This window comes from Nostoc sp. (assembly GCF_036918015.1).
Lineage (GTDB): Bacteria > Cyanobacteriota > Cyanobacteriia > Cyanobacteriales > Nostocaceae > Nostoc.
In genome coordinates this window covers 120,028-145,803 of the sequence record NZ_JBALEO010000060.1, presented here as the reverse complement: position 1 = coordinate 145,803, position 25,776 = coordinate 120,028, and the positions used below count along the sequence as shown (strand labels likewise).

Here is a 25,776-nt window from a genome sequence, read left to right as displayed (position 1 = left end):
CATTGGTCATTGGTCATTAGTCATTGGTCATTGGTCACTATTCCCTGCATCTGCCTATCTCCATGACCATAGTTTGTTTACTAAAACATTGATTCTGTTAGTTGAGCACCTCCAGCTTTTTTCCCTAATTGATAGTGAATTACTACAAATAAGATAACCATCGGCACTGAGGCAAAGTGAACAATTCGCAATGCTTGCCAATCGCCAAAGCAATCCACAATCCAGGGAAATTCAGCAGGTTTATACATTCCTATGCCTGTAAATAATGCCAGCAGCAAAATAGGAATAATTGCTGTATAAGCAATCCGATGCCAAGCATAAATTCGACGTTGGGAATTTTGAGTTTTTTGTAGTGCTTTGAAGTCATTAGCACCGACAAAGCGATGTCGCCAGCGTCGGGTAATTAAAATGTAAATTCCATACCACAACAGATTCAGCGAGAATAGCCACATTGCTGCAAAATGCCAGTGTCTGCCTCCTGCAAGCCAACCTCCTAAAGTAAATATCGGCGGAATGTGCAAACCCGCACGTCCACCAAAAACAGGGTTGGCGTTGTAAATTTGTAGTCCACTGGTGAGCATGATAAATAGACTAATGATGTTACACCAGTGGAAAATTTTGGCTCCTATTGCTTGAGTGGGTGGCTTTCGAGTTGGAGAGGGAACGTTGGAAGTCATAAATTTTGACTGATAAAATTTGCTGTTTATCTGTCTTGGGTAAATAGCCCAGCAAGTTTGGAGGTGGGCATTGCTTACCTTTATTTTCTCATCATTAGATTCAGTATTCTGACATTAATGGTCTACCGTCTGCTGTTTTAACTGTCAGCTTAGGTATGGCTAGGGTTGTTCTAAGCTAAATTACGCCTAACGTGAATTAAATAGGTTGAGACTCCAGTGTTTTGAATTTCATTAAAAACACCTTCTACACGCTGACGAACACGACTAATAAAACGCTTCATGGCATCAGAATGTTGAAAATGCTGGTTGTCACGAGTGAGTGTCCAGATACGATTAAGATTAAAACATCAACCGGTATCAAACATCATTTAGGCAAGGAGAATAAGATGGCTAACACAGATAATCTCACAGGTGTGAGAAATCCGGGTATTGCGATCGCCGATCCCCTCATTGGTAGCACTACTCAGATATTGGAAGTTACTGGTAAAGGAGAGGTCAGCGTTGCCACTACTTTAACTGATGTAGAATTGGGGATTAAAGTACAGGGAAAAACTGCAACCGAAGTTCAAGAACAAGTTGCTCAACGTTCAACAGCGGTAGTTGATGTACTGCAAAAGCTTGGGGCGCAAGAACTTCAAACTACATCTATTCAACTAAATCCTGTCTATAGCTTTGAAAATGGTACTCAAACCCTCACCGGCTTTGAAGGCCTCAACACACTTCAGTTTGAGTTACCAACAAATCAATCTGGGGCAGCAATTGACAAAGCTATTCAAGCAGGCGCAAATATCATACAGAATATCAGCTTCACTGCCTCAGACGAAGTAGTGCAGCAGGCACGCCTGCAAGTTCTGAGCGAAGCTGTTAAAGATGCTAAAGCTCAGGCTCAGGCTGTTTTTAGTACCTTGCAGTTAACCCCCGGACAGATTATTGACATTGATATTAACTCAAATGACAATCCTAGACCATCTCCCTTCGTGTCTAATCTAATAACAGATAGGGTTTCTACAACTCCTATAATTGGTGGTTCTCAGACGATAAAAGCTAGTGTTTCTCTAGATATCGGTTATTCTCCAAATTCAGCAGTGATTCTCGATCTACCTCTTAATGGATTGCAGCAATTTGCTTAATCAGGACTTATGGCAATACGGTTCGGTTAGGGTTTTTTAATGAAAATTCTAGATCGCAAAGATGCGATTTATCGCGTCTCTTGCCTTAACCGAACAGTATTGCCATATCTTGTCCTTTTTGGACATTTTTTTCAAGACAAAATGGGATTTACAGCGATCGCTAATTGGACTGCTTATGAAGGAAACATGGATTTCTGAGCGCCGGGTGATTCAATTGCCTGGATGCAACCATCATCTGCTTTGTCTTTTGTTGAGCGACCATAATCAACAAAAAATCACTCATATCGGCGAACAAAAATCGGAAAAGTCTCAAGCTAAAGGAGATTTCTGGATTTGTCCTGCGAAGATGTCGGGGGTTTGGGCGTGGGAGAGTACCTATATCTCATATTTAAGTGTTCAGAACACTCCTAATTTGGGAATAATAGCAAATAGATAAAAGTCTCACATTGTAACTACTGAACGAATAAAAACAAAAAGGATTTATGAGAATGGAACCTTTCGGTATTTATACCCTGGCTAATGATGTCGTTTACGATCAACTAGTTGCTTTGCTCAATAGCATTGAGGTAAATGTTGGCGCGGATATTCCTATATGTATTATTCCCTATGATGATAAATTACAACTTGTGAAGCAGGAAGTTAATTCTAGACAAAATGTTTGCTTATTTGAAAACAAAGCATCAATGCAGCGTTGGGAAGAATTTTATAATCAAGTTTGGAATGCACACCCTAAGGCCCATCAGAAAATTCAAGGGCATTATAAATGGTATAAAAAAAGCAATTTGTTTAGAAAAATGTCTGCTTTTGATGGCAATTTTTATAGATTTGTGTTTTATGATGCCGACAGTTTAGCCATGAGTTCCTTGGATAGAGTTTTAGAGAAGTTAGACGATTATGACTTTGTGTTTGACGATTGGGAGCATCGCAAATCAACCCCTGTAGCAGCATTAAACTTTTCTTTAATTGAAGATAAAATTTCTTTGTCAGAATCTGAAATTCGCTCTCAGTTACATTGCTCTAGCTTCTTCGGTTCAAAAAGTGGTATTTTTGGGGATAATCAACTAGAAATGCTCAGAAAGCTTTTAGTGGATAAGCAAGAATATACCTGGATCAACAATCATTCATGGTGGTGTGATGCAGACTTATTTAGCTATATGACTTTGCGATGTAATCGCCCATTATTTAACTTTACCCTTAGCCCTAATGGACAGGACAAGACTGGCAACTGTGCTGATGTTGATCCATTCGTTAATATTAACAATGTTCTTTACAATCAAGATGGATTAAAAAATATCCATCGCCTTCACTACATGAATTATCCTTCAATTGATTTTACTCGACTTTCTCAAGGTGAGGATGTTAACATCCGCTATAAAAACGAATTTTTATACTATCGTTTTTTGAAAAGTCCAGAGCAAAAACCAAAAAATCTTAAAGCGCCAAGTATCATGGCTAAAACTAATAGATTCATTAAAAAGTCCGTAAATAAAATCAAAACAAATATGAGAATTTCTCACTTTTGAATTTTTTAAATGACTCAAACCGACAATAATCCATCGAGGTAGTCACATCGATGGGCAAGGATTTGAGGCACATTTTATCGTTTCCATTGTACTCCAAAATCTTGGTTCGACTTACCTAAAAACTAGCGTGTTTTCTAATCGCGGCATAGTGTCTTGCTGTTGTATTCATCTCAATCACCAACTCTGTCCCTTGACCTAATTGAGAATTACACTTAAGTTTCCCTTGATGTTTTTCAACTATAATTTGCCGACTAATTGATAGTCCTAGCCCTTGACTTTTGCCTATTGGTTTGGTTGTAAAAAACGGTTCAAATATATGTCTTTGGATATGGGGAAGTATACCTTTGCCATTGTCAAAAATGCGAATGATAACTTTGTGCTTTTTCCCTAGTAGTTTGTCATTTACCCAAGGTTCATTATTGTTGACCAATGATAAATGACTGCTAACAACTTCTGTATGAATCAAAATTTTTGGAGTAAAAGAATAATCATGCTTCATCCTCTCTTCTAAAGCATCAATGGCATTAGTTAAGATGTTCATGAATACCTGATTTAGTTCACCAGGGTAACACTCGATTAAGGGTAATTCACCAAAAGTTTTAATTACTTTAATCTCTGCTCTATCAGGTTTTTCTTTGAGACGATGCTGCAAAATCCTGAGAACACTATCAAATCCTTCATGTAGGTCAACCTTTTTCATTTGACTTTCGTCAGAAGTAGCAAAATTCCGCAAAGCGAAAACAATATCTTTGACGCGTTCAGAACCGGCTCGCATTGACCACAGTAATTTTAAAAATTCTGTCTTCACGAAGCCAAGGTCGAGGCGTTGCAGTTGTAAGGCTATGACTGGTGTTGGTGTGGGATAGTGATGTTGGTAAAGTTCAATGATTCTGATTAAATCTTCAGCATATTGACTAGCCGGATGGAGATTGCCGGAGATAAAGCTAACGGGGTTGTTAATTTCGTTAGCCATATCTGCCACCAGTTGACCGAGATTAGCCATTTTCTGGTTCTGCAATAATTGCTTTTGGGTATATTTGAGTTCTTCGAGGGTATTTTCTAGCTGCTGTGATTTTTCCTTAATTTGGTCTTCGGTAGACTGGCGTTGAGCAATTTCAGTTTGGAGTTGTTCAAATAGTTGGTATTGTTGGGTAGCGATTGCCTTATCCTGATTAATATCCTTGTGCGTTCCCACCATCCGCACTGGTTTACCGAATTTATCCCGTTGAAATACTTTGCCACAAGTTAAAATCCACTTCCACTCCCCGGATTTAGTCAACATTCGCAATTCGACTTCAAACACAGGTATGCATCTTTGGAGATAATCGTGCAATACCTGACGAATTCTCGGTAAATCCTGTGGATGTACAAGTTGTTCAAAGGATTTATAATCGTTGTCAATTTCCTCTACTTTATATCCCAGGATGCTTTTCCACTGGGGATCGTAATAGGTTTTGTCAGTTACCAGATTCCAATCCCACAACCCCAAGCCACTAGCGATTAATGCCATTTGTAAGGCGGCTTGTGAGCATTGGCAAGGATCTAAATTTTCTGGAGATAAGTCTTTGGCTTCTGGGAAACTTTGAGAATCTTGTACTGAAAGTGAAGCTTCCGATTCATGGGTAGCGGGTTCTTGGATATGCATAGCTGCTGGTACGATGAGGAAGATATTCTGTAGCTTTCTCTCTACGCTGTTTTAGCACCCTGACGATTCAGTTATGGACAAATTGCCTAGTTGGTTTATTAGGCTGTAGCTTAGGTCAGGGATATATCAGCCCATATCATAAATTGGGATGGAATTTAGAAAAAAGTAAACGGACGAGTATAACCTCTGTTGCGATCGCAATAGCAATCTTTTAGAAAACAATCGCTACATTGTGTGCATCTACATTCTAAGATATGTCTAAAAAAAGTAGTTCAAGTCACATATAATTACCTAAAAACCCCGAAAAATTTGTAAAAAAAATTCTATGATTAAATCACGCCAAATAATTTAAGGATGCAAAAAATTGTCAAGGCTTTTTTGTAGCTTTTTTAGTCAGGGCTGGCTGCTATGCATACAAGGCAGCCGAGATTGACTTCCAAAGCTGAATGGTGTGAAAAAATATCATACTGAATTAGAGTCAATGAGTAATGACTATAGATGAACTAGTATTGCTACTAAAAGCCAGTCAAGCAACCGGTTTAACGACGCTCCAAGAATTGATATTGCGTTCTTCGTGGGAAGGAAAAACCTACACTAATATAGCTAGTGAAGCGCACTACCGCGAGGAACGTGTCAAGAAAATCGCTGCTCATTTATGGCAAGTACTGAGTAATTTTTACAAAGAACCAATACATAAATCCAACTTTCGCCACACTCTAGAAAATCACCCTTTTAGCGAAGCCCATCAGCAGTTAATTAAGGAATTCAACCGAGCCGCCACAGCGATATCCTTAGAATTCCCTAATGGCCCAGTATCTCTTAATTCCAGATTTTACATTCCTCGCCCGCCAATTGAAGAACTCGCTTACGCAGAAATGGCTGAACCTGGGAGTGTAATTTGCATCAAAGCGCCCAAAAAGATGGGGAAAAGCTCTTTGATTCTCCGGTTGCTTGCACACGCTAACAAGCAAGGCTTTCGTACCGTAACTTTGGACTTTCAGCAAGCAGACAAAGCAGTATTTGCCAGTTTGGATAAATTTTTGCGCTGGTTCTGTGCCAATGTTAGTCGGGAGTTACAGCTAGAAACAAAACTCAATGATTATTGGGATGAAGATATGGGTAGCAAAGTCAGCTGCTCTATCTATTTCCAAAAATATTTACTGTCTGCGCTCTCAAGTCCCCTGGTTTTAGTATTAAATGAGGTGGATTGGCTATTTGAGTATCAGGAAATTACTGGAGAATTGCTACCATTAGTGCGATCGTGGCATGAACAAGCCAAAAGGGTAGAAATTTGGCAAAAATTACGTCTGGTTCTGGTTTATTCAACGGAAATTCTTGTTCCCATAAAACTGACTCAATCGCCATTTAATATTGGTTTGACAATTAATTTACCCCCCTTTACGAAAGAGCAAGTGCAGGATTTAGCACAACGTCACGGCTTGGATTGGACAGATGGTAAAGATGCCGATAGTTTGATGGCAATGGTGGGGGGAAATCCTTATTTGGTGCGATTGGCATTGTATCACCTTGTGGGTAAAGGCGGATTAAAAGGGGATTTAGAGCAATTATTGCAACAAGCACCCACAGAAACCGGAATCTATAACCAGTGTCTAAGGCAGTATTTACTAGCACTTCGAGATGAGCCAGAATTGGGAGATGCTTTTTATGAAGTGATTAATACTACAAATTATGTGAAATTAGAGCCAAGATTGGCATATAAATTACAGAGTATGGGGCTAGTTAATTTAGAAGGCGATCGCAGTACTCCTGCGTGTGAATTATATCGGTTATATTTCCGACAATATCTCACAAAAAGTGAGCATTTCAACAATATTCATGTTGAACGGTTGAGGCAAGAAAATCAACAGTTTCTCTTCCTCTCTAGTTTAGATGAACTAACTCAATTAGTAAATCGCCGCTACTTTGAAACCTACCTGCGAATTGAGTGGGAAAATTCCGCTATTCAAAACACTCCAATCTCAATGATTTTGTGCGATATCGACTATTTTAAAATTTATAATAAAACTTATGGTAGAGCGGCGGGAGATGAGTGTTTACGACAAATCGCTAATACTATCTGTAACTGTATTAAAGACTCACTAAGTCATAGCAGTTTCTCATGCAGTAGGAATATCAATTCTTCTACCAGTAGTGCTTTTGTGAGTTCCCAAAGAGGATATTTTCGAGACGAAAGCAGTAGAGTGTTAGTGGCTCGTTATGGTGGTGAAGAATTTGCCATTCTTGCTCAAATAGATGTTACTGCTGCAATGGATATTGCCGAACATATTCGAGAGCAAGTAAAAGCTTTAAGTATTAAATGTGAGTATCCTAGCATTGGTGGTTTACCTGCTGCTGTTTTAACTGTCAGCTTAGGTGTGGCTAGCGTGATTCCGGCAATAGAAACTGAACCTGCTACTTTAGTTAATGCTGCTGAAGAAGCACTCTATCAAGCCAAAAGAAAAGGACGCGATCGCGTTGTAGTTTAATCTAAAAATTAGAATCAATTGAAGAAGAATTCAGAATTCAGAATTCAGAAGTCAGAATTCAGGAGCGGAGCCGGAGACGCTCTCTACGTTCCCTGCGGGACGCTTACGCGAACGCGCAGCGTGTCGCAGACAGACGCTAAAAGCGTAGCAACTCTTACAGAGTAAGCGGACTCGCTTGCCACCGGCGCTATCAGTCGGGGATTCAGACCCGCGACTTTCTTGTTGAACAATAAATTTTCAATAAACGTGGGGGTGCAAAAACGCCGATTATTCATCCGCCAGCGATGCACTGAGCCTGTCGAAATGTCGTACAAAATTCATTCTGAATTCTGACTCCTGACTCCTGAATTCTGTTCGATAAAAATAGCGATTGACAAGACTTTTTGTTGCCGATGAAACTTCCATCACCAGCTTGGGAATAATAAATCATGCTTGAGAAATATTGGCAATAAATCTCAGCAGATTAGGTGTGTTTACCATCGGCAATTAAAGGAAAATTTGTTAATGAAAGTGAGTTCATTAGGGATTAAGCTAGGTTTTGCAGCTGTTAGCAGCAGTTGTCTTGTGGCAGTAGCGATCGCTATGAGTGGAGCAAGTGCAATTGCTGCTCAATTCATCACAATTGAAAGCACCGGCACATTATCAGGAACTATCGAACTTCCCAGAAATAATCCCAATTTCAATAATAGTACTACTCGTATTGATACGGATGAAACTGGAACTTATTACCGGAACTTAGGTACTAATAATAGTCCTAATTATGTTCCTGTATATCAATCAGATTATTTAAAGGTAGAAACACGCTCCGATGGAAGTCTGCATTACTTTGTTGACTTTAAAGGCATTCCGATTGTCTCGTTTGATGGTGTTCTGACATCGCCGGTGCTTTCTGGTGGTCAGTTGACTGCCTTCCTCTACCAGGGACAATTGCCAGGAACCACATTTCAAGGAGTAGTTCAAGACGAATTTAATCTCACAAAAGCTTTCTACACTGGTACTGTCACCGACCCAGACACCGGAAAGAAGTATCAAGGTACTTTTGAAGTGAGTGGATATGGGGAGCGATATAGTAATCCCAATGGTAATTTAACTCCCACAGTCTTTGATTTCCAGTCTGATATTCCAGGTTTACCAGGTGTAACATCCTTGACCATAACTAACGCTAGTTTGGCAAATTTAAGAATCATAGTACCTATAAATGAAACTTCTATTCCAGAACCCGCTAGCCTTCTCGGAACTCTGATGGTAGCTAGTTTTGGTATCGTTCTGAAAAGAAGAAAAGACAGCGGACTTAGGAAGACGTTTTAAAACTGAAAGGTTGTTGTAAGAAAGCTCACAAGGCGCTGAATTGTAAATATCAGCGCTTTGTGAGCAAATAATCTTAGAAAATAAGGACTAAAGTCCTTACTACGAACTTATTTATCTATCAATTAAAAATAAGCCGGACTTTTGCAAATCCGGCTGAGGTTTAATCAATCATCTATACGCAGTAGCTTGCGGTAAAATTGTTGTGAAAAATCGGTTATACGATAACGTTTATAGTTGTCCATCAGTTCAATTAAAAAATTAATAAACTCGAAACTAGCCATCATCAGTTCATAACTCAGGTCAGCATTGCCATCAAACTGAATTCGGCAACGGGTTAAGTCTGAGGGTAAAGTAGCAACATTCCAGGAAGCGACAAAGGGGACATGTTCGCTGGCTTCGATCTTCCGATGTCCTTCCAAGACCCCTTTTTGATAAAGACTGATGGCATAAGGTAAGAAATTGCGCCTAGCGCCCTGAACATAAGGTAAATAAACACTGGCTTGTTGTTGAGTTGCAGGCTGGAGTTGCTCAATAGACATAGTTAAATATTCCTCAAGTTAGTTAGCAACTGGGGATATTAGTGGATGTTAGTAGTATTCCCCAAAGATGTGTCTAAAGCACATAGTGGTCAGTGAAGAAGGGAATAGGGTATAGATTATTCACTATCACCTGTGACCTCTCCCTAATCCCAATACCAATGCCCCATGCCCAATAAATGAAGTTACTACTAAGAAATATTAAAATTTCGGTTACAATAATGCTGCATTAACTGTTATCGAATCTGGGAACGATAACACTAAAAATGTCTACTGTAAAGTGGTGGATGCCGTTATTGCAGTTTTTCCCAACAAAAAGCTGCTGCTACCTTGCTATTACTTTACCCAAACCGGAGTTCTCGTTGGAGAAAGTCCGACTCTACAAGCTTCCTGCCGAAGTGGCTATCAAAGGAATCAAGCTTCTGTCTAAGAGTAGTAAACGCGGTTAATATGAGGTAATTACGCACAGTGGCGGTGACAACAAAGGTAGTCCCAGCGGCTTTTGGCTTAGGGATAGCGGGTATTGCAGTTTGCCCATTCCGATTAATATCGGGAAAAGTAGCTTAGGGATATTTGTCCGTAAAATTACTAACTGTAGACAAATAGTGGTTTTTGAATCAAGCAACCTAACCTATGCCAGCGAATTCCTGGCCCGAAGAAGATTCTTATCAAGAGCTTGATCCGCTCAACTCCTTGTTGTCTGACCTATCAGTAGATGAGGAGTCAGTGTTAGAGACAGATCCTGTATCTCTAACACCCCGGTTTCAAGGTCGTAGAGGCAAAGCAGCTCTAGTCTTGACTATCGTCTGGAGTGGCACGATCGCTCTACATTTAGTTTCTTGGGCTTCAATTTTTATTCTAGGACTGACCACCATTCTAGGATTTCATGCTTTGGTGGTAGTTTTTACTAAATCCCGTCGCTATCCAAAAGAAATACAGGGAGATTTGCCTTCTGTTTCTGTGCTAGTGGCTGCGAAAAATGAGGAAGCGGTAATTGCTAAATTAGTCAAAAATCTTTGTAATCTGGAATATCCAGGTGGGCAGTACGAAATTTGGATAATTGACGATCACAGCAGTGATAGCACGCCACATTTATTAGCAGAACTCGAACAGAAACACGACCAACTGAAAGTACTAAGGCGTTCAGCAGAAGCTACTGGTGGCAAATCGGGGGCATTGAATCAGGTATTGCCGCTGACAAAGGGCGATATTATAGCAGTATTTGATGCTGATGCCCAAGTCACACCAGACTTGCTGCAACAGGTAATACCTTTATTTCAAAGAGAAAACGTGGGGGCGGTGCAGGTGCGAAAAGCGATCGCCAACGCTAAAGACAACTTTTGGACTAAGGGTCAAATGGCAGAAATGGCACTTGATACCTGGTTCCAGCAACAGCGGACTGCCCTTGGTGGCATTGGCGAACTGCGGGGCAATGGTCAATTTGTCCGGCGTTCCGCCTTGGAAAGCTGCGGTGGCTGGAATGAAGAAACCATTACCGATGATTTGGATTTGACAATCCGTTTACATTTGGATAAATGGGATATTGAGTGTGTTTTCCATCCAGCGGTGCAAGAAGAAGGAGTGACAAGTGCAGTTTCACTCTGGCATCAGCGCAACCGTTGGGCAGAAGGCGGTTATCAACGTTATTTGGATTATTGGGATTTAATTCTCAAAAACCGCATGGGAACGCGTAAAAGCTGGGATTTGCTGATTTTTATGCTGATTATGTATATCTTACCGACAGCAGCAGTCCCAGATTTATTAATGGCGATCGCTCGTCATCGTCCACCCATGTTAAGTCCCATCACAGGCTTGTCCATTTCTATGTCGATGGTAGGGATGTTCACAGGTCTGAAGCGGGTACGTCAAGATCAAAAATTCCCACTTTCTACATATCTTACGATGCTGGTGCAAACCCTGCGTGGCAGTTTATATATGTTGCACTGGTTAGTCGTCATGAGCAGTACTACTGCCCGGATGTCGGTAAGACCAAAGCGCCTGAAATGGGTGAAAACCTTGCATACGGGGAATGGGGAATAGCCCCTTTGGGGAATTAAAAATTCAAAATTAAAAATGCAAAATTACCAAAAATAATTTTGCATTTTTTTATTCATCATCCACGTCTGCTTCTTCTACCCATTCTGGTGTAGTTATGGAATCGGAGAATTCTGGGAAATCATCTGCAAAACGGATAATTTGTCCGTTGAAGAATGTTGCTATACGTTGAGCTGCGATCGCTACTTCATCAACTTCCCAATCGGGAGCAGGTGTTCGCTGTGGCGATGGAGGCAAAGTTTGCACCCCATTTCCGTTTGCTCCATTTCCATTTGCCCCATTTCCATTTGTCCCATTTCCATTTCTTGCTGTCGGCTCGGTTTTTAGTGGTGCTGCGGATGCTGGTGATGGCGTTGCTGGCTGTGGTGCTGGCGATGGAGGCGAAATTTGCTGGTTGTAGCTAGGTGTGGGTGGTTGCTGAACGCGAGTAGAGTCTTTTGGCGGAACTACAATATTCCCATTTATAGAAGCTTTCTTCGACTGGTTTGGAACCCAAATCACCTTTATCTTTTGTTGGTAAAGTTTTTCAAATGCTGCTTCAACTTCCGCCAATTTAGGTTGAGCAAACTTAACTAGCGCTTGCGGCATACCCACTTGAGCAACATTATCGTTGATACTTAATAAGCGTCCGTGTTCCTTAAATAGGGCATGACTTCCCGGATGTGTCAGACAACCAAGTAATTGCTGCCAAACTTGAGTTAAATCAGATTGTGCTGCTTCAAGAACTTTCTCTGTTGGAGCTACTGGGGTTACTGATTGAACGGACGAGACTAATGGCCTATCTTCAATGGCTGGTGGAGAAACAGGTAAACTTGCTGGGGGTGGTGATACCGAGTTACTAGAAGAGGGGTAATTTGCTGTCAAAGAAGCTGGGGGAGATGAAGTGACGGGCTGATTTTGAGCAGCGGCTTGATGATTGGCAGATGCAGAATTATGATTTGTTTGCGGTTCAGCCAGAGGTACAGAAGAGACTGGGTGATTTTGGGCAACTACTGGAGGATAGCTTGGAGATACAGCAGGTGTATTAACTCGCGGCGCGACACTTGGGGTTTGTGGCTGAATATTCGTCGCACTGGGTAACAATCCTAGTAATGTTACCTCCAACCACAAACGCGGCTGGGTGGTATTTTTAATTTGCACTTCAGCTTCTCGCAAGTGTTTCTGTCCCGCTAAAATCCCGCTCATATCGAAGTATTGAGCAAACTCAACCAGCGCTGTCCAGGTTTGCTGAGTACAAGCAACCAAATCGTGGCGGTTGGGTGCTGTTTTCGCTATGAGTAAATCACGGTAAAAAGCAGCGAGATTTTGCAGAATAGTTAGGGGTTCTCGACCACGATCTAAAATGTAGTGAGTACAGTCTAGAACTGCTTCCGGTTTATCTTGAGCGATCGCATTTAAAAGCGCTAACAAGTCCTGTTCGCTTACCGTCCCCACCAAATCCCAAACTCGCTCTGGTATGACTTCACCCGCTAATAAACCCAATTGATCCAGTAGACTTTCGGCATCTCGCAAACCTCCCTGAGAAAGTTGGGCTACCAGGGTGACAGCATCATGTGAAATATGAATGTTTTCAAGAGATGCGATCGCACTTAAATGCTTCACCATCGCCTCTAACTGAATGCGTCTAAAATCAAACCTTTGACAGCGCGAAATAATCGTTGGTAACACCCGTTGCGGGTCTGTTGTCGCCAATACAAAAACCACGTGTCTCGGTGGTTCTTCTAGTGTCTTAAGTAGCGCATTGAATGCCTGGGTACTGAGCATGTGGCATTCATCAATAACATAAACCTTGTAGCGACACTGCACAGGAGCAAACTGGGCTTTTTCAATCAACTCGCGGATATTATCGACACCAGTGTTACTAGCGGCATCGATTTCAATTACGTCTAAGGCGTAGCCCTTAGCGATCCCCTGACAAACCTCACACACACCACAAGGTTCAGCAGTGGGCTTATCACCTTTGAGACAATTGAGGGATTTGGCCAGAATCCGGGCACTAGAAGTTTTCCCCGTACCTCTTGGCCCAGTGAATAAATAGGCAGGGGCAATTTTCGATGTGCCGATCGCGTTCGTGAGGGTGGTCGAGATCGCCTCTTGTCCCACCAGTTCAGCAAAACTTTTGGGGCGATATTTGTGGTGCAGGGGTTCGTAAGACATGGAAATATAGACTTCAATGCCTTTCAACGTTAATTAGTAGCACCGAGTCGAGTTGAGGATTCAATTATTTTAAACTCTCGTACCTAGCTTTATTTATCGATGTTGCCATAGCCCAAGACTCAACTAATGCCGTAAATTTTGGCACTCAGGAAAGCAAGTAACTAGAGCTTATCCTCTACTATGATTTCAACATCAACGTATGGGAATTATAGCATACCATTTAGTACATTTGTTCTTATAAATGAGTGGGGAGGCAGAGGGAGAAGAATTAATAAGTCCCCAATGACTAATGCCCAATGACCAATGACTAATGACTAATGACTATACGTTTTATTGACTGAACTAACGCCATAGTCCAGTGCGATCGCTACAATTTTATAGATAAAGTAAAACTCGATGGTGCAGCAGATGCTCAAGCGGCTATTTCAATGGCTCAAAAAGCTTTTTCAGAGCTTGTTTGGTGGAAAACAGACTACCTCAAAATCTAGGGGGAATGTGGAAAAAGAACCAGCACCACCCTTGAGCGATACGGATCTGGAATTTCTCTTCAACGAACTGTTGCAAGGAGTACATCAAGCACGAGGGGAAGCATGGGCACAGAAGTGGCTGCATAATATCGAACATCGCATCACAACTCAAGAGTGGGTTGAGTGGTTAGGGCGCTTTGGCGACAGATTGCTCGCATCTCCGACACCAAATAATGAAATGGCGGCGCGGTTAGTGCAATTGGGTGAGTTGAACGTCGGAGAAATTGGAGATGTTGCCTATAATATCGGGATGCAGTTGTTGACACGCAATGAAGGCGAACCAGTTTGGGAATATGAAGGGCCAGATGCTTTTAGCACTCCTTTGACCTCTGATGTAGTTGCCCCAGTATTAGAGTCAGCAGATGCACCAGAAAACCTCCCAGAGGGAGAATACCAAACTGTCACTTTAGAACAGTTGTTTGTAATGTTACAGGAGGATGAAAATTTACGTCAGCAAATTGCTCAACAGCTTGCCGTTGAAACGGACGATCCACAAGTGCTTGTCCAGGCATTAATTAGTCAGTTATATCCTGCTGGTCAATCGACTACAGAGCAAACTGAAAATTAACTGCTTGCCAGAGTCAAATTCAAGAGTTAAATCTGGGAATTGTAACGTTGTAATGCTATGCTCTTGAAGATTTGTATATTTTTTGCTAACCTGCTACGGAAGCGCTGTCCGAATCTAATGGATTTTTACGTAATTGATGATTTTTTTAACACAACGATGGCTACAATCTAGAAAAACAAAATCCAAGAGTGTGGCAGATGCTCAGGCGGATATCGCAGTCGCTTAAAAGGTTTTTAAAGCGCCTCATTGCAAGTAAACAGAATAGTTCTCTCAAGGGTGCGAGAGGACGCAATCTGGTGGGGGTACTACCAGAACTAACCAATGCGGATCTGGAACAATTGTTTATCCAATTGTTAGAAGGCGTGCATCAAGCACGAGGACGACAGTGGGCATTGAGGTATCTGCAACGGATCGAAAATCGCGTTCCGGCTGAACGTTGGATAGACTGGTTGGTGATGTTTGGTGAAAGCTTATTAGCTTCACCTACACCAAATCCTCTTTTAGCAACACAGATGGTGCAATTGGGGGAACTTGGTGTTGGCAGAATTGGAGAAGTTGCTTATGACATTGGCATTCGGCTAATGCAAAACTTACCTACAGAAATAGAAGGTTACCCTGAGAATCAGGCACAAGATGATTTAGAAATCACTCCTGGGCAAGAACTGATCCGCGATTTTGGGGAACAGTTATGGGAGCATGATGAGCCAGATGTAATAGAAACTACTCCTGGACAAGAACTGATCCGCGATTTGGGCGAGCAGTTATGGGAGTATGATGAGCCAGATGTGGTAGAAACTACAACCGATGAAGAAATTATCCCAATTTCTCCTGGACAAGAGCTAATCCTTAGCTTTGGCGAACAATTATGGGAATATGATGCGCCAGATGTTGAACCAATAACGTCAACACCCCAAAATGACTCTTTTGAGGAGAGATCGCCCGAAAACTTAGAGGAACTGGTATGGGAATATGAAAAGGAAGATGCCCAAACCACAATACCAGAAAATATCCCTCTCCCGGCAGCGGAAGATTCAATCAGCTTGTTAACCGAATTGAGGTTTGACGAAGAAGTTGTTGTTCAAATTACAACACCAGCAAATCTCCTTTCCACTAGACAAAGGACTGAATTAGCAACGTCTCCCTCGGTGGAAACCTGGGATAACACTTTGACGAATTTAGAGCCGAATGTGGCTAATACTTTAGATGAGTTGTGGGTAAGGTTGGATCAAAGTACCAATTTAGTCCAGCAACTTGCTTCTGATTTGGCTGTTCAAAGTAGTAATTCCCCTGGTATTATTGAGCGACATAGCGATAATCCGATTACCCACGCTCAAGGGTGGTTTTACCAAGGTCTTCAGCAAGCGAAAACAGGCGATTTGCTAGGCGCGATCGCATCTTATGACCAAGCCATTGAAATGCAACCCGAATTCTCAGAATATTGGTTTAATCGAGGCTTAACGCTGTTCCATTTAGAACGTTTTGATGAAGCGATCGCGTCTTATGAAACAGCCATAGAATTGAAGCCAGACTTCTACAAAGCTTGGTACAACCGGGGTGGAACTCTCGGAGAATTAGGATACTTTGAAGAAGCGATCGCTTCTTTTGACAAAGCTATAGAAATCAAGCCAGACTATCAAGAAGCGTGGTCTAGCAAGGGTTTGGCACTGCTGAAATTAGGTTGGCTACCAGAAGCTATTGCTAGTTATGACCAAGCGCTGCAACTCGAACCAGAAGACCAGGAAAACTGGTATCACCGAGGTATAGCCCTAGCTGTCAGCGAACAATTTGCCGAGGCGATTATATCTTACGACAGAGCTATAGAAATTAACCCAGAGTACCATGAAGTTTGGATAGACCGGGGTGTAGTGCTGTTTAATTTAGGAAGATGGTCAGAAGCGATCGCCTCTTGGGATAAAGCACTTTCAGTTCAAGCTGATTTCTACTTAGCTTGGTACAACCGTGGTATCGCGTTAGACAACTTAGGACGGAGAGAAGAAGCGATCGCTTCCTATCGGCAAGCGATCGCCATTAAACCCGACTTCCACTTAGCTTGGTATAATCAGGCAATAGCACTGTTTCATTTAGAACAATTTGCTGATGCGATCGCTTGTTATGATAACGCTTTGCAAATCAAACAAGATTATTGGGAAGCTTGGATTGGTCGGGGAACTGCGATCGGTCATTTAGTAGATTCTGACGAATTACTGAATTTGTCGAATAGTATCATAGCGACAAATCCCGCCTTACAACAGGGTGGCTACGAAGGAAAATTAGCCAGCTACGAAGAAGGGTTAAAGCATCTGCGGACAGATACCCATCCAGAAGGTTGGGGTAGATTGCATTTTGCGATCGCTAATACTTACTACGAACAAGGTAAAAAACATACCAATACCCGCGATTATTGGCGCAAAGCTGCATCTGAGTACCATCAAGCGCTGTTAACCCTGACATTAGAGTATTTTCCCCAGTTGCATTTAGAGGTTTTACAATCTCTAAGCAAAGTGTTGATGGGTCTAGGACAAACCACACAAGTTCAAGAATTGCTGCAACGTGGGACAGATTTATTGCGACAATTACTGAGTGAAGAAACTCGCTCAGACGAAAGTAAAAAACAGCTAGCTTTAAAATTTGTCGGCTTCGATCAATTGGCAGTTGACTTAGCTGTGGAGTCGGGTGATTTAGTAGAAGCTTGGGAAATTGCCGAACAAGGTAAAAATGCTTGTTTAAACTGGCTGCTTTCTGGTTGGAATGATAATATTTACTCGCCTTATTATGGCGCAATTCAACAACTATTCAATCCCACAACAGCAATTATTTACTGGCATATTAGTCCAGTTGCCCTACATACTTTCATTCTCAAAGACCAAGCGCCATCGCCAATTCTCCTGTTTACACCCATGCAAGATACTGGGGTAATACCTTTAGGAGAAGACGCTATTCGTCTCAATGAATTGCCTCTACCCGAAGCAGTGCAGCGCCTAATTGAATTTGAAATTTGGCTAGAAGATTGGCATCAACAATACCAAGAATATCGCAGCACAGCCCAAGACAAAGAAAGTAAAATTCACCATTCTTGGCGAGTTGAGATGGAAGAGAAACTGTTGCAACTGTATGAAATCCTGAATATTTCCACAATTGCACAGGAACTTGAAGGCATCACCCAACTTGTCTTAATTCCTCACCGTGACTTGTACAGATTGCCTATTCATACACTTTTCCATCTTTCTTCGCCATCACCAGAAGAGTTACCCAACGTAGAATCAAATTTCAGCGTCACCTATCTACCTAGTGCCCAAATAGGTTTATCAATCAGAACTGAGGATATTTGGCAGTGGCAAAATAAGTTCTTGCTTAGTGTTGAACATCCAGAAAGTACAGGTTATCCCACACTTAAATTTGCCAAACTGGAGTCTGAAATTGTTAGTCAGATGTTCAATAATATCCAGCGAATTCAGGGGGCAGAGGCTACAAAAAATACTGTCGGAAATGCCTTATCCGATAGTTATAACATCTTGCATTTTACGGGTCATGTCACTAATAATTTAGCTGAACCTAAAAAATCAGAATTAGTATTAGCAGGTGAAGAAAGGCTTACTCTAGATGAAATCTGCCAACAAAATCTAGATAGTTACAACCTGATTACCCTCTCTGCGTGTGAAAATTTAAGTACTAACAACTACACTATCAGCAGCGAATATGTGAGTTTAGTCAGTGGTTTTGTAACTCAGGGCATACCTCATGTAGTGAGTACTCTCTGGAGTGTAGAATCTTCGGCTAGTGCCTTGGTAATGATCGAGTTTTACCGACGATTACAGCCGAATAAATCAGCCGTTACTGCTTTAGCCGAAGCAACACGATGGCTGAAAGAACTAACTGCTGGAGAACTGACAAAATGGTATGAAGACATCTTAAATAATCTGCATCCAGAGGAAGTAAGAATTCAAACTTATTTAGCAACGCAATTATATAGAAATAGTAAAATGGCATCAGATAAAATTCTTTATAACCATCCTTACTACTGGGCAGCTTTTACGATTATGGGTAAACCGAATTAATCCTTTGAAACTTCTATTCCAGCCATAAAATTAGCTAGATACTTGTTTTTAGCTTCATCTCTCTAAAAGTTCAATAACCTCAGTAAAATAGTCTAATTATATACAAAAATTGTATTAATTCACTGTGGTATGAAAGTTTATGGCAAGAGTGAAGATAAAAAATAAATGCTAAACAGTTCAGACAATAAGCTAGAGAAACTAGTACCGCAAGGCGGAATTCAAAATGACGCTCTCTACGAGACGCTAAAAGCGTAGCTTGCTTCCCCGTAGGGGTACGCGGACTCGCTAACGGTGCGCTAACAAAATTCAAAATTAATACAGCGTAAGCATTTCATTGGTTTTGAATGGGTGGTTTATTTACGCATTCTGAATCCTGAGTTCTGACTCCTGAATTCTGACTTCTGAATTCTTCTTCAACAAACATACTTCCTGGGATAATTACCCTAATACAGCTTTGTCTAAACCGATAATTACCGTTCGCCTGATTACACGCGACGAACTTCCCCAACTTTTGGTTTTATATAACCACCTAAATCCTGTCGATGCACCTCTACCGGCTGATGATGTTTTACAATCTATCTGGGATGGGATTTTACACGATCCCCGTTTGTATTACATCGTGGCTGATGTTGATAACCAGCTAGTAGCAACCTGTAATTTAACCATTGTTCCCAACTTGACGCGTGGCGCACGTCCATACGGCATTATTGAAAATGTTGTTACCCATCTCGATTTTCGACAACAGGGATTTGGTACAAAAGTGCTATATTATGCCTTGGCTTTAGCATGGCAGCAACAGTGCTATAAAGTGATGCTTCTAAGTGGCTCAAAAAACGAGGAAACGTTGCACTTCTATGAAAAAGCAGGATTCAAGCGTGGGCTAAAAACCGGATTTGTTGCCCTACCTCCAGAGGAGTTGTGAGCAAAATTGATACAGATTAGCCAGCTTCCAAAAATCCTAGTTTATCTTTGGGTTCGCTTTTATAAAATAGTCTTTTGTAAAAAAATAATTCTTAGCCAAAAATCTTGGCGCAATCCGGCTCGAAATTTTTGATTGCGATCGCGAATCTCCAGTCTAGTATTTGACAATTTAGCATCAAGGACAACTATCTAAAGAGTGAAAGTTTTTCCCTAAAATCTAGCCGTGAGTTAGTTGTATAATTTCGATCAAAGATTAATAATACATGATATCGCAAAGAGGCATTTTATTTCTTAAATCTTGCTAAAGATCATGATACATTAAGTTTGACGGCATGAACCCTCGTCGGCAATTATAAAGAAATGGCTATTAAAGGCCAATTATTTTACTGCTTGACTGCAATTTTAGAACTGATAAAATCGCCTACCTGCATTAATTATCTTTATTGTTGCAACAGAAGAGATGACCACAGTATGCCTGCTTCTCTTTAGTGCGATCTGCGGTTCTTCAAAAAAAAATAGGAATCCGATAGTACATGTGGTAAACATTTGGATAAATGTTATGAGATATCAGAGCAGCTACTCATAATGTCCCACATTTGAACTTTCCAGAGTTAACGGGTTTCATTTTGGTTTGCATATCAAGGCAACCAAATAATTATCTGGATATTTGTATTCACTTAACCTTGCATCCAGTTATTTTCCAATAGTCAACCCAAAAAATTGAAAAGAGGATATTTCCATGTCTAGTTTGTTTCGTTGGTCATCAACAAAGGTTACTTTGCTAGTTCTGGGAATGACAGCTGCTACAATAACCCCCATCGTAATTTCTGCCCCAGCTTCATCTCAAACTCCTGTTCCATCTGCGACACCATTACCTGCGACACCATCGCCGACTTCAACAGTTAACCTGTCTGATGTTTCCTCAGATTATTGGGCGCGTCCCTTCATTCAAGCCCTAGCTGAGAATAACGTGATTAGTGGCTTTCCTGATGGCACTTATAGACCAAATCAGCCTGTGACTCGTGCTGAATTTGCTGCTTTGATTCAAAAAGCTTTCAGTACCCAAAACCGAGTTCGGCAATTAAGTGCGGGTGGATTTAGTGATGTTCCTGCTAACTACTGGGCAGCTGCTGCAATTCAAAACGCCTACGAAACTGGATTTTTGGCAGGCTATCCTGGGAACGTGTTTAGACCAAATCAAGAAATTCCCAGAGTGCAGGGGATCGTTGCTTTAAGTAGTGGCTTAGGTTTAACTGGTGGCGATACAAGTACTCTTACTACTTACTACAACGATGCCTCATCTATCCCAGAATATGCTGTTGGCAGTGTGGCAGCAGCGACAGTAGGTAATCTTGTTGTCAATTACCCGGATGTAAAACAACTCAATCCGCAACAGTCTTTGACTCGTGCTGAAGCCGCAGCACTTTTATATCAAGCTTTAGTGAAACAAGGACGGGTGCAACCGATTGCTAGCAATCTTCCAGCTAGTCAGTATGTTGTAGCTGGAACTCCTACAAGTACTGATATTGTTTCTCTGGCAGCATCCAGTAGTTCTTTTACAACTCTGACTTCTTTATTAAAGACAGCCGGTCTAGCAGATATTCTTCAACAGCCTGGCCCTTATACAGTCTTTGCTCCCACCAATGATGCATTTGCTGCTTTGCCTCCTGCTACCTTAGAACAGTTACAGCAACCAGAAAACAAAGAAGCGTTAGTTAAGATTTTGAGATATCATGTGGTTCCTGGTGCGGTAACTGCTAGTCAACTCTCGGCAGGGGAATTGACAACCGATGAAGGAAGACCTGTAAATATTAAAATTGATTCCGCTAGCAGTCAAGTCTCGGTCAATAATGCCAGAGTTCTCCAGGCAGACGTGAAAGCTAGCAATGGTGTCATCCATGCAATTAACCAAGTCCTGATTCCGCCTGATGTTAACATCAGTCAGTTAAATCAGCCATCAACAGGAAGTACAACGCCTGATGTTAACGTAGGTAGAAGTACTCGTGGTGGCAGAAGCTATATCGGAGTTGGTGGTAACATTGGTTTGAGTGGTAACGATACAGCTCTGAGCGACACTAACTTTACAGTGATCAGTAAACTTGGTCTGACAAACTATCTATCAGTGCGACCATCGGTGATCTTTGGGGACGATACAATATTTCTAGTTCCTGTGACTTTAGATTTTTCTCCTCGCAGAGCAGGTTCAGTGGGTGAAAGAACCTATAGTATATCTCCTTACATAGGTGCTGGTGTAGCAATTGAAGCTAATTCTGATACTGATATTGGATTGCTGTTAACAGGTGGTGTAGACGTTCCTCTCGGTTCTAAACTTACGCTAACAGGTGGTGTAAATGCTGCTTTTATGGATGAAACTGATGTAGGACTACAGTTAGGAATTGGCTATAACTTCAGGTAAATAGAAGTAGATCGTGTAGTGTAATAAGGGCGCACAATTAAACTGTGCGCCCTTGGTGTATTAAGGTCGCTTGATTGCTAAAGTAAGTCCATCGGCGATGGGGACAAGGGAAAGGGTAACTCGCTCGTCATGATGTAACTTCTCGTTCAGCGCCCGGATTGCTTGGGTGCTTTCATCTTGATTTTGCTCATCAGCTACTTGTCCAGACCATAAAACATTATCGATCGCAATCAATCCACCTGGACGCACTAATTGCAGCGATCGCTCATAATATCCATCATAATTTTCTTTATCAGCATCAATAAAGGCAAAATCAAAAGTTTCGGCTTGCCCAGTTGCCAATAGCCGATCTAAAGTTTCCAAAGCTGGTGCCAATCGTAGATCGATTTTATTGGCAACCCCAGCTTCTTGCCAATATCGCCGAGCGATCGCAGTAAATTCTTCACTCACATCACAAGCAATAATCTTCCCATCAGCCGGTAGTGCCAAAGCTACAGAAAGTGAGCTATAACCCGTAAACACTCCAACTTCTAGGGTTTTCTTCGCTCCAATTAACTGTACCAGAAGGCTCATAAACTGCCCTTGTTCTGGTGAAATCTGCATTCCACTCCGGGGATGATTGGCGGTTTCTTGGCGCAATTTTTCAAGAATTTCTGGTTCTCGCAGCGAAACGGATAAAAGATAATTGTAGAGTTGATTATCAAGACCTATAGACTGTTTTGGCATGGTAGATGAGAGAATTGAGAGAATCTACAGTTATACTATCGCTGATAAGTGGAATCTCAGGAATAACATGGTGCGGTTAGTTTTGACAGCAATATTACTGGTGCTAGTAACAGCTTGTGGCAGTATTGGACTGCTACCGACTAGCGAGTTAGTGCAAAAAGCGATCGCACTTGGGCTAGAACAAACTCAACAAAAACTTAGCCAACAGTTGGATTTAGATTTTCAAGGATTTGAAATCAAGCGGCTATCAATTACCCAGGAACAACCCCTGACGATTGACAATTTACCAGCTTTCCACGTTCGGGGAACCTACGACTTGATTGTTAAGCTACCAAAACGACGCTTAACGCAACCACAACAAGCATTTGACGTTTACTTGCAAATTCAGCAAGAAGGTAAAACTTGGCGATTGCTGCTTCCAGAAAAAGGTAGTAAAAATACTCAATCAATTTGGCGTAGCTATTTAGTTGAGTAAAACTGTATTATCACAGTGCTTTTTTTCGTTTGCGTAAGAATTGGAAACCAGTAGCATAAACACCAAATGCTAGTAAAGCCGACATAAAATTGGGTTCATCAACACTAGCAGTAGATACAGAATTGATACCTACAGCAAAGTCTTTATTCGAGTCTACATTATCATCAAATACACTGTCACCAGCACCAATAAATATAAATTTTGCATCAATGGGAACTTGTACAATAGCACCATTAAAATCTACACGTGATATGTAAAAAATACTATTGTCTAAACACTGAAGTGGAAGACAACCGTTGGGTAGAATTGCATTAATAGCACCAGGAACTCTATCAGTCGTTGCGCCATTATAAATTCCGCTACTTGGTAGCAATCTATTGTCTGTGCTGAAAGTAGCCCACATTGCACTAAAGTATTCATCAGTCGGCTCGCCAAATGGTGAAAAACTGCCAAACCGTTCCAGTTTAATTGTTTCCCCTGAATTAATTCCCAAGTCTGTTAGAGAAAAAGGTACGCTATCAGGACTAAATGTATACGAAGAAATAAAACTTGCACTGGGGTCAATGTTGAATTTAGCTGCAAAGGCTTGAGCAGAATCAATTTTGAATAATAGTATTAAGCTGAAGGCAGTTTTAGCTGTTAAAACTGATAATTTGGTGAAGAATTTAGGAATTTTTTGATTTAAAAAAAAGATTGACATAGGGATTTCTTAGAAATTGTTAATTACTGGAGTCAGGCAGAAAGTGAGGTATCAAGTGATAACTCAGGAATCTTACTGTTTAATTTTTATTTTATTTGTAAGTATATTTAAATAGTTAGTCGTCAAGCTATCTTATAAAAGATAAAATTGTCAATCTACCAATAGCTAGTTGACAATTGATAACAATACTGAATAGTAGTTTTATCTAAATTTTGCTTGATGAATTGAAATTTTTGAGGTTTGAATTCCGCACAGTGGGATATGTGCTACTCAAAAAACCATCACACGCATTTACGTATAACTGCTAGGGTACAGTCATGATCGAGGTATAGTTTCACCGGAGACAGGGCAAGATGTATATTAACTTTTTCATCAGTTCCATAGCTGGAATTGTGGTTGTGGTACTAGCGGCTTTTGGACTACTGCAATGGTTGCACATCCCTGCTGGTAACTTTCTTGATTGGGTGATTGGTGGTGCTAGTTTTTGGTGGCTATTAGTAATTGTTACCGTCCCGTGGAATGTGCATTTTCAAGCCAAAGAAGTCTTAGCAGAAGCAGCACAATCAACTGAGAAAGGAATTCCAGTTGATGAGAAACAAGTGAAGTATGTCACATTGTTGGCAAAGCGATCGCTCTGGGTTGCTATTGCTTTACACTTATTCTCTGCTGTTGGTCTTTATACCCTTGCTGTCACTGGGATTAGTACAGTTGGATATATAAGTTCTGGTGCAGCTTTGTTATTAACAATTCTGCGTCCAGCGATTCGCGCTTATGAGTATTTATATGCGCGGTTAGCGATGATTCGCCAAGAATGGAAGTATCCGCGCGAAGATATTTTTGAACTGCGCGATCGCTTCTCTATATTGGAACAAAAAATCCAGTCATTGGAAGATCAGCTTAATCCTGAACAACCCTATTCCTTATCCGCAACTCAACAACGTTTTGCTGAAGAAACTCGCAGAGATTTAGCCCGGATTGCAGCTAATTTAGAAGAATTACGGGCGACAAATCAAACAGAACATGAGCGTTTGGGGAGAGAAGCCAGAAATGCGATCGCGCAACTTTCCACCGACGGGCAATTTCTCGATCATGTCCGCGAAATTATTCGATTTTTTAAGACCGCTTAATTATTGCTTTAAGAGGTTGTTTGAAAAGTGTTTCGCTGTGACTTTAGGCACTTGATGAAAATTCTAGATCGCAAAGATGCGATAAATCATCACAAAGACGCGATAAATCGCCGTCTCTACAAAAAACTGATTATTGTAGAGACGGCGATTCATCGCGTCTCTAAAATTTTTGATACCGACAAGAGGACTTTTCAAACATCTCTCTAATAGCTATGGCGGTTCTCATTTATATGAAGTACATTTTTCAACCTCACCCCGTGTTTGCGTCAGGAAAGATCGGGTGAGATTCTGATTGTATATGTTATAACTTTGTACGGATGATGTTTGGTGAAGCTCACATAACTTCAGGAGTACTCACAGTGAATCAGATACAACTGACTTTAACTATTGGCTACTTATTAATGACATTCTATTTTTTAACTAATTGGTTAATATTTTCCCTACGTCATCCTGCTTCCAATCCAGAAGATAAATTTTTATCGGTTGTGATGTTTGTGGTGACAACTATCTTCTGGCCTCTGATGATTCCGATGTCTTGTTTAGAAATGGTTCAACAAAAGCGAATAGACTTTAGTAAAATGATTCCTGTTCTCTTAGCAATATTTGTATTTAGTATTTCATATTATTTAACCGAATAATTAATAATTCCTCCTCGCAAATTGCTTAGATATAAAGAGAAGCCGGAGGTTTGACTTGTTACCCTCCGGCTTCTTTATGCACAACTACCTTTACTTGTTAGGCAGT

The 25,776-nt window shown here is 41.1% G+C and carries 22 protein-coding genes; 15 read left to right on the top strand and 7 right to left on the bottom strand.

The annotated features are described in order from the left end of the window. Positions 1 to 80 precede the first annotated feature (80 nt). Positions 81 to 677: a cytochrome b/b6 domain-containing protein gene (locus V7K61_RS14395; protein WP_335053973.1), complete on the bottom strand. Its 597-nt coding sequence runs from the start codon at positions 675 to 677 to the stop codon at positions 81 to 83. 386 nt (positions 678 to 1,063) lie between these two features. On the opposite strand from V7K61_RS14395, the gene V7K61_RS14390 reads away from it, so the two are divergent. Genes V7K61_RS14390 through V7K61_RS14375 form a run of 4 tightly spaced genes read left to right on the top strand, consistent with a single transcriptional unit; the run spans position 1,064 to position 3,330 of the window. Then, on the top strand, positions 1,064 to 1,807 hold the full coding sequence (locus tag V7K61_RS14390) for an SIMPL domain-containing protein (protein ID WP_335053971.1): 744 nt from the start codon (positions 1,064 to 1,066) through the stop codon (positions 1,805 to 1,807). Positions 1,808 to 1,846: 39 nt separating this feature from the next. After that, positions 1,847 to 2,005 (top strand): hypothetical protein, encoded by a 159-nt coding sequence (locus tag V7K61_RS14385; protein ID WP_335053969.1) that lies wholly within the window; start codon positions 1,847 to 1,849, stop codon positions 2,003 to 2,005. Beyond that, the gene (locus V7K61_RS14380; RefSeq protein WP_335053967.1) at positions 1,983 to 2,243 is read left to right on the top strand and encodes a hypothetical protein; all 261 of its coding nucleotides are present in this window, start codon (positions 1,983 to 1,985) and stop codon (positions 2,241 to 2,243) included. Before V7K61_RS14385 ends, V7K61_RS14380 begins: the two co-directional genes overlap by 23 nt. A gap of 52 nt (positions 2,244 to 2,295) precedes the next feature. Continuing rightward, positions 2,296 to 3,330, top strand: coding sequence for an Npun_R2821/Npun_R2822 family protein (locus tag V7K61_RS14375; RefSeq protein ID WP_335053965.1), 1,035 nt, complete (start codon positions 2,296 to 2,298; stop codon positions 3,328 to 3,330). A gap of 115 nt (positions 3,331 to 3,445) precedes the next feature. Here the strand turns inward: V7K61_RS14375 and V7K61_RS14370 are convergent, their stop codons facing one another. Continuing rightward, positions 3,446 to 4,975, bottom strand: coding sequence for a PAS domain-containing sensor histidine kinase (locus V7K61_RS14370; RefSeq protein WP_335053963.1), 1,530 nt, complete (start codon positions 4,973 to 4,975; stop codon positions 3,446 to 3,448). Positions 4,976 to 5,463: 488 nt separating this feature from the next. On the opposite strand from V7K61_RS14370, the gene V7K61_RS14365 reads away from it, so the two are divergent. Together V7K61_RS14365 and V7K61_RS14360 are read left to right on the top strand one after the other, a co-directional pair. Then, complete coding sequence (locus V7K61_RS14365) at positions 5,464 to 7,461, top strand: AAA-like domain-containing protein (protein ID WP_335053961.1); 1,998 nt, start codon at positions 5,464 to 5,466, stop codon at positions 7,459 to 7,461. A gap of 504 nt (positions 7,462 to 7,965) precedes the next feature. Then, a complete protein-coding gene (locus V7K61_RS14360) occupies positions 7,966 to 8,769 on the top strand; it encodes a PEP-CTERM sorting domain-containing protein (RefSeq protein WP_335053959.1) in 804 nt (267 codons plus the stop codon). A gap of 164 nt (positions 8,770 to 8,933) precedes the next feature. Here V7K61_RS14360 and ebsA read toward each other — a convergent pair whose 3' ends face one another. Next, positions 8,934 to 9,308 (bottom strand): type IV pilus biogenesis protein EbsA, encoded by a 375-nt coding sequence (gene ebsA / locus V7K61_RS14355; protein ID WP_094347510.1) that lies wholly within the window; start codon positions 9,306 to 9,308, stop codon positions 8,934 to 8,936. Between the two features lie 263 nt (positions 9,309 to 9,571). Here ebsA and V7K61_RS14350 point away from each other — a divergent pair, with 263 nt between their 5' ends. Further along, the gene (locus V7K61_RS14350; RefSeq protein WP_289797665.1) at positions 9,572 to 9,754 is read left to right on the top strand and encodes a hypothetical protein; all 183 of its coding nucleotides are present in this window, start codon (positions 9,572 to 9,574) and stop codon (positions 9,752 to 9,754) included. A 184-nt stretch (positions 9,755 to 9,938) separates the two neighbouring features. Further along, a complete protein-coding gene (locus V7K61_RS14345; protein ID WP_335053957.1) occupies positions 9,939 to 11,345 on the top strand; it encodes a glycosyltransferase in 1,407 nt (468 codons plus the stop codon). A 66-nt stretch (positions 11,346 to 11,411) separates the two neighbouring features. Here V7K61_RS14345 and V7K61_RS14340 read toward each other — a convergent pair whose 3' ends face one another. Then, positions 11,412 to 13,517, bottom strand: coding sequence for a DNA polymerase III subunit gamma/tau (locus V7K61_RS14340; RefSeq protein ID WP_335053955.1), 2,106 nt, complete (start codon positions 13,515 to 13,517; stop codon positions 11,412 to 11,414). 408 nt (positions 13,518 to 13,925) lie between these two features. Between V7K61_RS14340 and V7K61_RS14335 the strand changes: the two genes are divergently transcribed. The 4 genes from V7K61_RS14335 to V7K61_RS14320 all read left to right on the top strand — a co-directional run bounded on the left by V7K61_RS14335 (position 13,926) and on the right by V7K61_RS14320 (position 22,004). After that, positions 13,926 to 14,612, top strand: coding sequence for a hypothetical protein (locus tag V7K61_RS14335; protein ID WP_442936316.1), 687 nt, complete (start codon positions 13,926 to 13,928; stop codon positions 14,610 to 14,612). 197 nt (positions 14,613 to 14,809) lie between these two features. Further along, positions 14,810 to 18,667 carry a CHAT domain-containing protein gene (locus tag V7K61_RS14330; RefSeq protein WP_335053951.1) on the top strand — a complete coding sequence of 1,286 codons (3,858 nt, stop codon included), beginning with the start codon at positions 14,810 to 14,812 and terminating at the stop codon, positions 18,665 to 18,667. Positions 18,668 to 19,121: 454 nt separating this feature from the next. Continuing rightward, positions 19,122 to 19,589, top strand: a complete 468-nt coding sequence (locus V7K61_RS14325) for a GNAT family N-acetyltransferase (RefSeq protein WP_335053949.1) — start codon at positions 19,122 to 19,124, stop codon at positions 19,587 to 19,589. Positions 19,590 to 20,327: 738 nt separating this feature from the next. Continuing rightward, complete coding sequence (locus V7K61_RS14320) at positions 20,328 to 22,004, top strand: fasciclin domain-containing protein (RefSeq protein ID WP_335053947.1); 1,677 nt, start codon at positions 20,328 to 20,330, stop codon at positions 22,002 to 22,004. Between the two features lie 60 nt (positions 22,005 to 22,064). Here V7K61_RS14320 and V7K61_RS14315 read toward each other — a convergent pair whose 3' ends face one another. Further along, positions 22,065 to 22,730, bottom strand: coding sequence for a class I SAM-dependent methyltransferase (locus V7K61_RS14315; RefSeq protein WP_335053945.1), 666 nt, complete (start codon positions 22,728 to 22,730; stop codon positions 22,065 to 22,067). A gap of 67 nt (positions 22,731 to 22,797) precedes the next feature. On the opposite strand from V7K61_RS14315, the gene V7K61_RS14310 reads away from it, so the two are divergent. After that, positions 22,798 to 23,205, top strand: coding sequence for a hypothetical protein (locus V7K61_RS14310; RefSeq protein ID WP_335054120.1), 408 nt, complete (start codon positions 22,798 to 22,800; stop codon positions 23,203 to 23,205). A 10-nt stretch (positions 23,206 to 23,215) separates the two neighbouring features. On the opposite strand, the gene V7K61_RS14305 is transcribed toward V7K61_RS14310, so the two are convergent. Next, complete coding sequence (locus tag V7K61_RS14305; RefSeq protein WP_335053943.1) at positions 23,216 to 23,905, bottom strand: hypothetical protein; 690 nt, start codon at positions 23,903 to 23,905, stop codon at positions 23,216 to 23,218. A 353-nt stretch (positions 23,906 to 24,258) separates the two neighbouring features. Between V7K61_RS14305 and V7K61_RS14300 the strand changes: the two genes are divergently transcribed. Next, positions 24,259 to 25,032, top strand: coding sequence for a hypothetical protein (locus V7K61_RS14300; RefSeq protein WP_334875058.1), 774 nt, complete (start codon positions 24,259 to 24,261; stop codon positions 25,030 to 25,032). A 63-nt stretch (positions 25,033 to 25,095) separates the two neighbouring features. Here the strand turns inward: V7K61_RS14300 and V7K61_RS14295 are convergent, their stop codons facing one another. Beyond that, a complete protein-coding gene (locus V7K61_RS14295) occupies positions 25,096 to 25,227 on the bottom strand; it encodes a hypothetical protein (protein WP_335053941.1) in 132 nt (43 codons plus the stop codon). Between the two features lie 164 nt (positions 25,228 to 25,391). Here V7K61_RS14295 and V7K61_RS14290 point away from each other — a divergent pair, with 164 nt between their 5' ends. Beyond that, on the top strand, positions 25,392 to 25,670 hold the full coding sequence (locus V7K61_RS14290; RefSeq protein WP_335053939.1) for a hypothetical protein: 279 nt from the start codon (positions 25,392 to 25,394) through the stop codon (positions 25,668 to 25,670). The last annotated feature ends 106 nt before the right edge of the window (positions 25,671 to 25,776 follow it).